The organism is Acinetobacter sp. B-6 (assembly GCF_056930735.1).
The window spans coordinates 216,087-227,994 of the sequence record NZ_JBXPBY010000003.1 but is presented as its reverse complement, the minus strand read 5'-3'; the positions used below and the strand labels follow the sequence as shown (position 1 = coordinate 227,994).

10 protein-coding genes are annotated in these 11,908 nt (G+C 36.8%); 1 reads left to right on the top strand and 9 read right to left on the bottom strand.

The window, feature by feature from the left end; all coding sequences use genetic code 11:
* Positions 1–774 precede the first annotated feature (774 nt).
* The 4 genes from AC1Z3T_RS05515 to AC1Z3T_RS05500 form a co-directional block, all read right to left on the bottom strand.
* Entirely contained in the window at positions 775–981 is a 207-nt protein-coding gene (locus AC1Z3T_RS05515; protein ID WP_005028947.1) for a hypothetical protein, read from the bottom strand.
* A gap of 72 nt (positions 982–1,053) precedes the next feature.
* Positions 1,054–1,281, bottom strand: coding sequence for a hypothetical protein (locus AC1Z3T_RS05510; RefSeq protein WP_005028949.1), 228 nt, complete (start codon positions 1,279–1,281; stop codon positions 1,054–1,056).
* Between the two features lie 111 nt (positions 1,282–1,392).
* The gene (locus AC1Z3T_RS05505) at positions 1,393–1,608 is read right to left on the bottom strand and encodes a cold-shock protein (protein ID WP_005028951.1); all 216 of its coding nucleotides are present in this window, start codon (positions 1,606–1,608) and stop codon (positions 1,393–1,395) included.
* A gap of 625 nt (positions 1,609–2,233) precedes the next feature.
* Positions 2,234–2,578 (bottom strand): hypothetical protein, encoded by a 345-nt coding sequence (locus AC1Z3T_RS05500; RefSeq protein WP_094195030.1) that lies wholly within the window; start codon positions 2,576–2,578, stop codon positions 2,234–2,236.
* Between the two features lie 351 nt (positions 2,579–2,929).
* Here AC1Z3T_RS05500 and AC1Z3T_RS05495 point away from each other — a divergent pair, with 351 nt between their 5' ends.
* Positions 2,930–3,409, top strand: coding sequence for a hypothetical protein (locus AC1Z3T_RS05495; RefSeq protein WP_005028955.1), 480 nt, complete (start codon positions 2,930–2,932; stop codon positions 3,407–3,409).
* 130 nt (positions 3,410–3,539) lie between these two features.
* On the opposite strand, the gene AC1Z3T_RS05490 is transcribed toward AC1Z3T_RS05495, so the two are convergent.
* The 5 genes from AC1Z3T_RS05490 to AC1Z3T_RS05470 all read right to left on the bottom strand — a co-directional run bounded on the left by AC1Z3T_RS05490 (position 3,540) and on the right by AC1Z3T_RS05470 (position 11,906).
* Positions 3,540–4,331 carry an NlpC/P60 family protein gene (locus AC1Z3T_RS05490; RefSeq protein WP_151712951.1) on the bottom strand — a complete coding sequence of 264 codons (792 nt, stop codon included), beginning with the start codon at positions 4,329–4,331 and terminating at the stop codon, positions 3,540–3,542.
* Positions 4,328–4,609: a phage holin family protein gene (locus AC1Z3T_RS05485; RefSeq protein ID WP_483396520.1), complete on the bottom strand. Its 282-nt coding sequence runs from the start codon at positions 4,607–4,609 to the stop codon at positions 4,328–4,330. The genes AC1Z3T_RS05490 and AC1Z3T_RS05485 overlap by 4 nt, the downstream gene beginning before the upstream one ends.
* 64 nt (positions 4,610–4,673) lie before the next feature.
* Positions 4,674–10,487: a TipJ family phage tail tip protein gene (locus tag AC1Z3T_RS05480; RefSeq protein WP_483396519.1), complete on the bottom strand. Its 5,814-nt coding sequence runs from the start codon at positions 10,485–10,487 to the stop codon at positions 4,674–4,676.
* Between the two features lie 53 nt (positions 10,488–10,540).
* Positions 10,541–11,170, bottom strand: a complete 630-nt coding sequence (locus tag AC1Z3T_RS05475; protein ID WP_483396518.1) for a tail assembly protein — start codon at positions 11,168–11,170, stop codon at positions 10,541–10,543.
* Positions 11,163–11,906, bottom strand: a complete 744-nt coding sequence (locus AC1Z3T_RS05470) for a C40 family peptidase (protein WP_483396517.1) — start codon at positions 11,904–11,906, stop codon at positions 11,163–11,165. Before AC1Z3T_RS05470 ends, AC1Z3T_RS05475 begins: the two co-directional genes overlap by 8 nt.
* Positions 11,907–11,908: the final 2 nt, after the last annotated feature.

Here is an 11,908-nt window from a genome sequence, read left to right as displayed (position 1 = left end):
GCCCTCACTTAGAGGGCTATGTTTTTTGAATATCTAACTCGGAGTATGAGTTGAGAAAAATTGATTCTGAATGAAATTAGTTTACATAGGTTATTGAATATAAAAAATTAATTTTGAATTTTTCACACTTTATTTTATCAACCAATGTTATGCTGTATCTAAGAATAATAAATTTTATCATTATCGTTGATACTTATCACTGTAAACACAAATTCTTTAAATTTTATTTTTTGATTGATTGAGACCGTTTCAAGCTCATCCCACAACTCAATGAAAAAAAACTCAGATGTTTCTGAGTAGATCCAAACCGAAAATTCATTTTTCTCCTTTGTAAAAGAATTGAAGATTATATCTTTTTTCTTAACAATTTTATGTAATTTAAATTCCGCATCCTGTAGAACTAATTGATATATATTCAAAAGATACTGCCTTATAGATTCAAAATACAATATACACCTTTTAAATATTTAATACAGCTTAATTATATTAATTTATTATTAGTGATAAATTTCAATGGCTTGGAGTTTAAAATTTCAGAAATTTTTCCTTTCGCTTGTTTTGTTTTTTTAATAGTTTAAATTCCAAAACTATTAAAAAAACAAAGCCTTATTTAATTACCTAATCTTTATACCCTTCAAAGCTTTAAACTCAAAGTTTTTGTACTCATATGAACAACCCATTAAAAAAGCCTGTTACCAGACTTAATATTAGATTATTTCTTAAAGAAAATATCTATAATGACTAAAAAATTCATCTGAAAAGATTTAATAATCTTTAAGAAATTTTAACAATCTTAAAAATTTTACCACTTAATGTACTTTGAAAAAACATTTCAAAGCTAGGTCGTATGTCTTCACCTTCAACTGTAATATATTTTACATTAGAAAAACATTGAGTATTAGCAAAATAATTATCTACCGTTGCTTGAATGAGATATTTAATTCCAAACTGATCTTTAACACTTATATTTTGTTTATGCATAGCGATATCCTAATAAAATTATGGTAGAAATAATTGATCTGCCTAAGTATTCAAAAAATAATCGTGTTTTATTTAAACAACTCTATGATTTAATTTAAATAATTGATTTATAGAGGTGTAGAAGGTACGTCCATCTAAATTTAAATCAACTTCAATTCCAGAGGAAAGAAGAACTCTTTTGCCAACTTCAACCATTTTAAAACCTTCACGTGTGCTTTGTATTTTATTTAAAGGAATTAAGGAGACAAGAATTTCTGTACCATTTTTAGATTTTGCAATTAAATCATTTATTTTTAACAATTTACATCCTAAATTTAAAATTATCGACAATCTTAAAATTACTAATAATAATTTTTAAGAGAAAATAAAAAGCACTAATTAGTGCTTTTACTTAGTACTGCTTTTAACTACTTATAGAGCAACAATATTTACAGCAGTTGGGCCTTTTTGACCTTGTGCAATACTGAATTCAACAGATTGACCTTCAGATAGCGTTTTGAAACCTGAGCTAGAGATTTCACTAAAATGAGCGAAAACATCTGGACCAGATTCTGGTTGAATAAAACCGAAACCTTTAGTTTCGTTAAACCACTTAACAGTACCTTTCATGATATTTGAATTAGACATAATAAATCCTATTTATTTTAAAATTTTAGTCATTTTATTGACTATCGGTAACATCGAAATAATAAAGAATGGAGCTTAAAATCTGAAAAAAACGTAGGATTATGACTAATACTGCGGTACTTAGAGAAGATTTACCAAACATAACTTTTTCTAGTTAAGTAAATTATATATGAAAAATAACAATAATCAAGTTTTCTTTTATAGTTATTTTAATTTTACTTATAGAATTGGATTGTTTTTAAACTTACACATTGAAAATTATATGTTTTTTACCCCCTAAAATCTAATATTATTTTTTACACGCAATAAAAACCTCATTAGTAAATTCTACTTTTTAATATTATTTATTTCCATCAATTATACTGACCAATATAATTCATAATGAATTTTTTGATAATTTATTAAAAATTACCAATTGTTTTTTAATAATTAAAATTTCATATGTCTTAATAAAGCAACTTTTAAGAACTGTTTTTGAAATATGTAATCCTTAACCTTCAATTATTTTTAATGTTTTAATTAAAGAAAACCCTCACTGAGAGGGCTTTATTCTTCGCAACATTTAAAGCGCTACATTCATTGTATTTGGCAAGAGTATCAATAATCCTAATTGTCATATGCTAATTTAAGTAGATTTAAAAAAAATATCTAAGCCTAACGTTGATTCCCTAAAGGGATCAAAGAGAATTTTTTCATTGCACTCAACAGCTTTTTCTAAAAATTTTATTATTTTTGAAATTTCATTTATGGAAACTGGATAAATTTCGATTAGCCTCTTAAACTCATTGATTAATTGATTTAGCTGTCTGTCACTAAATAAATCGTAGTCTACATAAGAAAGTTCAGAAATAAGTGGGAGTGTTTCTTCATCAGAAATTGAAACTAAAATATCTGCAAAATTTTTTGGAATCTGATAGGCGGATAGAGACTGTTGACCGTCTTTAACTGGATTAATTGTCCAAATATGAATTAAATACATAGTTAGAATTTTGCCTATAGCTTTTAATTTTCATGCTTTTATATCAGTATTTTATTTTGTATACAACATAATGATGATTATGCAAATTTACCCTCACTTAGAGGGCCACGCCTCACTCAATCTTTCTGCATCAGCTGCGTGTCCATCAGTTGATAGTGCTTTAGCTTAACTTCTCTCTTTCTTTAGGAATCATAAAAACGCGGGGAGGAAATTCCTTAAAATCATGATTTTTCAACTTATCAATACAATATTCCACATAGTAGCCTAGTCTCATTAGGAAGGTTAGAATACAAGAAAGGATTAAAAATTTCCTTAGAGCCTTATAAAAGTTTGAGTGAGTTCATGTTTGATATCAATGATGATTTAAGAAAAATTGAAAATACTAATTTTTTTTCTAAAATGGGAATTAACAATATCGATGATGATAGAGTTATTTTAATAGAAAATTTAGGTAAAGCTTTTTTAAGTCATTCAGACGAGGACTTTCAGGGAAAATATAACAAACTTAGATGGTTACCATCAAGTATTTCCCAAGAAGACCCATTTTACAAAAAACAAAAGAATACCTCAGAATTATTGAACTTGAGAAAATGTATTAATAAGAAAATTTTAAATGCAACAAGAGACATGAATAAGGAGTTGTTCATAATACCTCCACATGATTTTAGTCTTGCAGCTCGAGATTCAATTTGTTTCTGTTTCAGACAGTTAATGACTGAAAGATATTTACAATTAGGTCAAAAATGGGAGTTTATTGCTGAGTTATATTATTTAGGCCATTATCCTATTGGATATATTGACAATAAAATTGTAGCTATTTAAGCCTTATTCTTTATAAATCCATCACAAAGGCAAACTTGAATAAGCATAAAAACAATGAATTATATAATTTTAGAACTTTGGCCATGTGAGGTATGAGGTTTGGCCAAAGTAATATTTTGCAAATAATGCTTTAGGCTTCATTCACTTTGGTAGAAGTTACCCCACTCAACACTGGCAACTTATACCGCGACTCGGCTGGTCTATTGGTTTTACCATACCAGCGGAATTCCTGAAAATCTGACTCATTATATAGTGCATAACAAACCATATTTGACTGATTGCCGCCAATACAAACCAGCTTACCAGTTTTGATATCTCGACCAGCAACAAAGCATACATGACCACCACCGCTACGAGTTTTAATCGCTACGCAACCATAAGCAGGTTTTAATAGTTTAGAGCCATAATTGACATAATCTAATGCACGGTACCAGTGCTTTGGATATGCAATACCTGCAGTCTTCAGACACCAAGCCACAAAAGTACCACACCAAGGTGTTTCATCTTCTTGCCACCAAGCACCAAGCGATTTTAGCCATTTTAGGATTGTTGGGTTATGAGCTGTTTTGCTTGTGTTTTCTTTTAAGCCTAAATGCTTCTTGGCTTCAATCATCCAAGCTAAATCATTTGTAGTGGATACTGCTGCCGATATCAGTGTATTGACACCTGTTAAATTCAACTGTGGTTCATGCAACTCAGGCTGTTTTTTCAAACGTGCTAAAATCATAGCAACACCAACAAAAGCGCCGACGTATTCTTTCCAATTTTCAGGAATTGAGTTTTTAATTTCCTGAGGAATCAGATTCCAAATCATTAAAAAGTGCTCAGAGAATAAGCTTAAGGCAAAAAAAATGGCGCTTAATGCGCCGATCTGTACTGATTTAAGTTTGTATGACTGTTTCCAGTTATCGATTAATTTCATTTGATACTCCACGTGTTTGCTTGACGTTTTAGCCAAGACTCAATAAATGTGCTTCCTAAAATCCCTAATGCCGATGCTATTGCAATCAATGCAAGAGGATTGATGTCAGGAATCTGTAAAACAATTGCTCCAGTGATTGTTGATGTTGCACCTCCTAAAATCGTTCGACCTATCGCTAAACGCCACGTCAGTTTTTCATCAGAGACAAGCAACTTAGCAAATCCAATACACAGCCCTACTACAAGAATGAGTAGAAAATTTTTCTCATGCTCCTGCATGAATCCCCCTAATTTTTGGCAATAAAAAAGCACCTGATTGGGTGCCTTAAGCTTTTTACAAGTTTTACTTTCTCAGTTCCAGTACAGACATTCGGATCTGACTTAAAGTAAATGATGCTGAAATATTTTTCTGCAACTTACCACTTATGCCATCAGCAGCAAAACCAAACTTCAATGTATATGTTTGATCCCCAGTGACTGTCGATTCATCAATGACAGCACACATAGGTACAGTACCTGCGAATGTTATACCAAGCTGTCCATCAATACGTGCAGGCGGTGAATGGGATCGCCCCACAAGAGTTATGCCTCTGTATACTGATAAAACCATTCGAAGCCTATAACGATCTTGCTCAGACAATGTTTGGTTACCATTAAATGCACTAAATACATTCGGCTGATTTTGCGAAAAACATACTGATGCATCTACACGTACTTTCCCTCCCTGTCGATTAAGCGTAATGCTCGTTAAATCACCAATGTAAGCCTCCCATTCAGATACCTGAGTGTCGTAGTCATTACTAGTCGGCATGTATGCAGCACCAGATTTAGTAATGTTAGGACCAGTAACTCCGATCGGCACTGTAACCGCATTATCTTGAATTTTTAGCGACGTAATTGCACCGTTCTCAATATTTGCACTACCAACTTGTATCGTACCCAGATCAGCACTAATCGCACTCAAACTATCTGCATAAATCTTACTCGCAGAAATATAACCAATGTTAGCGTTATCAAGATAAAGCCCGGCTGGAACCACTGTTCCATTCGGTAATGTCACCGGTCCTGCTTGGTAATTAAAAGCATACTTGGCTTCATTACCTACCGATGCTGGTGCCGCAATTGCAAACTGATCAGCACGAATAATAAACAGACTCTTTCCAGAACCCTCGTTAATCAATCCAATACCAGCAACATAACCATTCACATCTGTTTTCACAGTGTATTGAGCTTTGATACCGTTAATAGACTGCAACGATTGTTGAATCAGAGCTGTGTTCTCAAAACCATTTGGTTGCCATTGTAGAGGAGGTTTTGGCACATCATCTTCATACAAACAAGCCCAATAAACCTTTGCAAAGGAATTATTCTGGTCAGGTTGCCAACCAGTGATGTAGAAGTTAATTGCACCACCAGTACCTGTATCAAACGATGTCTGGACAAACTTAACTACAATGACCTGTCTACCAAAAGAAGAATTGGTATTCCAAAGATTTTGATTACCATGCACATAAGCTGAAAATGAACTACCACTGCCACCTGTTGTAAACTCAGCTTCAAACACTAATGTGTATGTTTTACCATATACAAGAGTTTTGGACATCGCCCTGCTCCAAAAGGGGTATGGGTTTTGTCCTGCAGGTTTATCAGCGGTAATCTTGGAATCTGTGAGCACATTAATTGATGCGTTGCCAACAGTTGTACCGACCTGTGTAATAGCTTGGGAGTTTGCTTCAACTTTTCCATTGATTTGAGTCACTGTGGCTTCCAGATTATTGGTTGCCGTAGCTGTCGCATTCAACTTGTTGTTGATAGAAACTGGAACCATACTGGCATCATAACCTTGAGGCTCAATATACTCATCTCCCTCCCATCGACCTTGAATCACAATCTTTGGTGTACCCGTATATTGATTACAAGTTAATTCATACCAAGTACCACCACGTAACAGCACATATTCCTGACTTGAGTGAGTCAGTTGCCCTAACCACATCGCTGGTGATTGGTTGCTCTGTGTCCAGAGATAACTGAAATTTACAACTTGTCTTTCAATATCTTGTGCGCCCCAACCAGATGCTCTTGCTTTCCAATGTAATGAAAGAGCAAAAGTACCACCGCCATGACTTGACCAAGGAGCAGCGAATTTTCCAAGTGGCATCTCGAATGCCAACTCCCCAATACCATTACCCATCAAAGGAATTAAGACCGGGTAATACAAGTTAGGATCAAGGCTTGAAAGGTCTAATGGGAATTTTCTCCCATTTAATGCCAAATCTGCTTTAGCCTCTACTTGTGTCAAAGCCTGCCCTTGAGAAGAAATTGTATTGCCTTGTTGCTCAACAGTGGTCTTCAATGAATTAAGAGCATTGGCATCTGCCTTGCCCTCGATTGCACTTTTAAGTCCTGTAACAGCAGAAGCATTCGCTTTGATCTCATCGTCATGCCTAGTTGTAGTCGCATCCAACTTGTTTACAGCTGTTGCTGAAGCGAAATCTTGTTCAGATAAGCTCCAATCAGATGGAATGTTGCCTTTCTCTATAACAGGTCTTCGAAAGTGATATGTACCACCCATGTGGCCTACTCCGAAATGGAAAGCAAACCCACCTTTAACGTATTTACGTGTATGGTAGTACCTTTGCCAAACGCCAACTTTTTGCACTTGACCTTTAGCCAATGTCAGATTCATGTACGTCATAGAATCTTTCCAATACAACTGCGGTGCGTATGGGAAACTTCCATCTTCATACATCATCTCTACAGAAAAAATACAGTCATCATCAGCATTCAACCTATTATCAACTTGAGAAGCCTGTGCCCATAAAAACCCTGTAACCCAATTATTGTTAGGTGATTGAGCTTTGATTGTAAATACTCTCAGATCAGCACTGTATCCAGTCTCGATATTTTCTGCATGAGCGACACCACCAGACCAGAACTCAGAATCTACCAACAAGTTCTTAGCACCTACAGAAATATTATCAAGATTAGCTTTTACACTAGTAATCGCCTGACCTTGTGAAGTAATCGTATTGCCCTGTTCTTCCACAGTTGACTTCAGCGAGTTCAATGCAGAGGAATCAGCCTTGCCAGCAATCGAGTTCTCAAGAGCTGTAATCGCCTGACCTTGTGATTTAACATTGCCATCGATGGTCTCTACTTTAGAGTCAAGTGCTGTTAATGCAGAAGCATCAGCCTTACCCTCAAGACTATTTTGCAAACCAGAAATAATACTGCTTTGAGAATTAACCTGATCACCAATAACCAATACATCATTTTTTAGATTCTGTACCACCGATGCATCAGTTTTACCTTCAATCACCGAGTCTAAAGAGATCAACTTAGAAGTGTTTGCTTCAGTCTCTGTAGCAATCGTGTTTACACGAGTTTGAACATTTGACAACGTTCCATCTATAGATGCTTTGTAGTTGTCCAATGTTTCAGTCTGTGACCTATCAGCATCTTTACTGCGTGTGACTTCCTGAGTTAAACCTTCGTTAAGCGCTTTGATCTCGTCTCTACGTTCTGCTGTTTCAGTTGCAAGCGCATTTGTTAATATCTGTGCTTGAGAATGAGCAGCCGTTGCAATTTTATTGACTTCTACAACTAGATCTCTTGCTTCAGAACCGACTTCAATACGACTTATCAAATCTTGATTTAGCTGACTATCGGTAATCTGACCATCAAGTAATTCAAGTACATCTTTGGCATCAGATGTGGTTGTACCGTTTGTCCAGTCAGACCAGTCTCCAATATTACCAATTCGATCAATCAAACGTACTCGATAGAATTGAGTCAGATTAGGCTGTAATCCTTGGATGGCTGTGGTTGTGGTTGGATATGCAAAAGAACCTAGAGTCGCAATGTTGGATGTACTATCTGGTGAGACTTGGATCTCTACATAAGCCGTATCCAAAGCATTTGCTGGATAACTCCAATCCAGTTTCATACCAAATAAAATGCCAGTTGCCTGGATAAACGCCACTTTTGGTGGTTTACCTTGCTTCCCTGTTAATTCAGTTAAATTTGAATAGGTGGGTAAAGATGAAATATCAAAAGCACTTATCGCAATAACTCGTGCTTCATATTTACCAGCGTATATACCGGCTATCTCTGCCGAGTTATTTCCAGTTAAAGGGAGCTTTAGCCAAGTACCATTATCTTTACGCCATTCAACTTGATACTTGGTTGCACCTTTGGCTTGTGGCCAGCTGATGACCATAGTTTCAACAGACATTCCTTGTTGAACCATTTGCTCACTGGAAATGCTGACTGATTCAACAGGATCTTGAGTTGTAGGGTTAATAATTGAAATTGGGCGATCATCTATATACGCACCATGATCAATGGCATCAAACTTAGACTCATTGTGCTGAATTGCCGTAATGGTAAATTGGTGCTGTTCATCTTGAGAAATTGATACGACACGAAACTTCATCGTCGCTAGATCTTGTGCATCAATCACCCACACGTTCTGCGCTGCAACACAATCGAATGCTGATACCACAGTAATGACTCTGCCATTTTTTGACTGCACTACTCTCGCCTGTGCCTTGCCATCTTCACCATTAACAACTAGACGGTCACCAGCTCGGCATACAACATCATCACGATCTAAGGTGATTTGCTTTAAATCAGCACTGACTGATGAAATACGCCCACCATTTGCACGACCAGCCAACAACTCATCAGCAAGTTCAATCACTTTACCAGGTAATGGAATATAGCCATCCAACCCCACTTTAAAGGTGACAGTTCGAGTTTCAAGTTGTTCAGTTTTTAAAGCCCATTGACCAGTACGTTGTGCTTGACCTTCTGATGTACAGCCCCATGCCTCTAGCTCTAATAAACGAACGGTTCTCGCCTCTGCAATTGATTTTTCATCACGTACAAAAACATATTCCGTCTTATAGCGATTTTGCGGATTATCCCAAGCAACTTTAACTGCATTATGCCGATCACGAGCACGTGTACCTGTGTAATTAATCCCCATAGCACCATCAATAATATTGGCGGATGTATAGGTGAACATCGTATCTTGTGGTAAATCAGCCTCACATACGATCGATGCACCATCCCAATAACTGATTGCACGAAATAAACCTGCAAGTTTGCTTAAAATATCGAAAGCAGATTCAGCACTTTGAATGTATACATTACAAGTGAAACGTGGCTCTTGCCCACCTTTGCCATCTGGTACCAACTGATCACAATATTGAGCCAAGCGATACAATGACCATTTATCAATCATTTGCTCGGTTAAACGGTTACCCAGTGCATATCGCTTATTGGTACATAAATCATAGTAAATCCAAGCAGGATTATTGCTGTATGCACGCTTAAATAGACCATCCCAAATTCCGATATAAGTACGGCTTACAGGATCATAGTTGCTAGGCACCTTGATCTTTACACCCTTTAGATCAACAGCAATTTTGGCAATATTCGAGAATGTTTCAGCATCATATTGCAAACCAATCAAGGCAGTATTTGGATAAGCAAGCTTAAGATCGACAACCTCAGTAATGGCTTGAATATACATCTTATCGCTGACATATTCTGAGCTTGAATTTGGTGTTTTACGAGTAACGCGAATCAGCCAATTGTTGTTAGATTCTGGAAGCCCAATTCGATGGGTACGTTCATAATTTGCTGAAGTTTTACCTGACATCTGAGTATCAAGCATTAACTCCCACGATCCGCCATCGGTTTGTACTTCAATGGTGTAATCAATCACAATCCCCGAGACATCACCATTTTTAGGATCTTGTTGTTTTAAAGCACCGAATCTAACACGTACAATCACAGCATCAAGTGTAAGATTAGTCACACCTTTCACCCAAGGCGTATCGCTTTTAAGTTCAACACCTACCGCAGTTTCAGATGCAATGCTTTCAAAGCCTTCCATATAAGTTTGGTCATTGGTCCCTGATCGAAAATCTAGAGTGACATCTTGAAAGTTTCTTGCACCACTGTCGTTTTCAACAGGTGTGTCATCTAAATAGATAGACTTGTAGCCATTGGCTAAACCTTCAACTTCCCCTTCACTCATGCCATATTGTAAACGTGCATAAGTTTTAGATGCCGTTGTATCGTTAGCAACCTTAGGTTGTCTTTGGCTTTGACTACCACCTTTTGCACCTTTAACTGTTTCAAGCATACTTTTCACCACGCAATAAAAAAGCGCTTTACGCGCTTATATTCTTCTTAAAATTATTTCTTACCACCACTGGTGCCACCACCTGTATAACCAGCATCAGCAGAACTAAAGGTATCGACTGCAAACTGACCCGCATTTACAATGAATCCACCGACTTCGCGCTGATCATACAGAATTGGAACTGGATTACCTTGTGCAATTGTGGTCACAGCTCCACCAAAGCTTTTATTAGCCCTGTTTCCGTCTTGGTTTTGATCTTGTGCATCCGCTTTAGGAGTAAGCATTTGTGCAATTCCACCTACAACCATTCCTGCGCCTGCACCAATAACTGCAGTTCCCAATGCTGTTCCAGCACCAAAAGAAAATATGCCTGCAACAATCAACACAGCACCGAGCACAAGCTGTAAAACACCACCATTACCACCAGCTCCCATAACTTTTGGCACAATCTTGATAACTTTGGCACCAGTATCAAAATCGATCTGATCTTCACTGATGTTTTCATCATCTTGAAAAATGGCAAATGCCAAACCTTGTTCATGCGCATTCAGCATGAATTGTTCAAAGCCTAGTACTTGAACGGATAAGGCTTTGACTGCTTCACGGGTACTTTCAACAGCAAGCTTAAACTCCTTACCAAATTTCTTTCCCAGTACGCCATAGAGTCTGATCGTTTTAAGCATCTTTGTGCCTCACTATTTTCACAACACGTTCTTGCCATTGTTGCCCAAAGATTTCACGCACGGACTTTCGACCATAAGGATGATGTAGGATTAATGGTCCACCAAAACATGCAGTGCTTTCTTCTGATTTGAATTGCCAATGATCGCCCAACCAAATTACTGCGTGGTTCGGGTGCTCAGTACGTCCAACATTACACACCAACATATCGCCATACTGCGGTTGACTGACTTCATAAAATCCCGCTGCATCTAGGTTTTCTAAATAAAGCGATTTATGATTTTTATCACTCCACCAATTATCCAAACGCTCGAAATCAATAAGTTTGATATTTAACTCACGACAATAAAAATCACGAACAATTGAATAGCAGTCTTGGTACCCATGATGATAGTCACGACCAATCAGAGGTGCTTTATAACCACAGGGTTCATGGACTTGAAAATCAACTTCAGGATATGCACAAATCACCCATGGCTTTTCATGAAGTTCAATTTGTAATAAGTCTAAATCAGAAGCACGTGCTGTCGCATTTGGATGTGAATGTACATAGGCTTGAATCTCACCTTGATCTTCGGCATTCGCCAAATCTTCATGGTGGATTTGAAATTGACCGTGTTCAGCAACATTACGGCATGGAATGTACTCACGTGAAACAATAACCCCGCAAGATTCTGCGGGGTAACATTGTTTAGCATGAGATAGAATCGCTGCTTTGAGTTTTTTATTTAATTTCATCT